Raw genomic sequence first — 273 nt, 5'->3', positions numbered from 1 at the left:
ATCATATTTTGAACAGCATTATGCTCCTGTTGAAACGAATTCCTCTGTTAAAAGCGGTGGATAAACCAGTTACGGCGCTGCTCAAAGGGACAGGACTGGAAGATAATGAGGCATGGAAAAAGCGAATTTGGTACGAGCGGAAAATGCTGGTCACTTCAGGCTTTGTTCACATGGCCAAATTGTTTGACCTGCTGGTTCGTTTGTAACAACAAGCAAGGGGAAAGTCGGGATGCTTTGTGAAAGGAGGCCCTTAGTAATGGCGATTGAAGTCAG

At 45.1% G+C, this 273-nt stretch carries 1 protein-coding gene; it reads left to right on the top strand.

Annotation, left to right across the window (positions count from 1 at the left end):
• The coding region (locus SB679_RS24195) for a hypothetical protein (RefSeq protein WP_410704789.1) at window positions 1-206 on the top strand (206 nt) is incomplete at its 5' end.
• Between the last annotated feature and the right edge of the window lie 67 nt (window positions 207-273).

It is taken from the genome of Chryseobacterium sp. SIMBA_029 (assembly GCF_046535275.1).
Lineage (GTDB): Bacteria > Bacteroidota > Bacteroidia > Flavobacteriales > Weeksellaceae > Chryseobacterium.
This window is presented reverse-complemented; position numbering and strand designations above follow the sequence as displayed.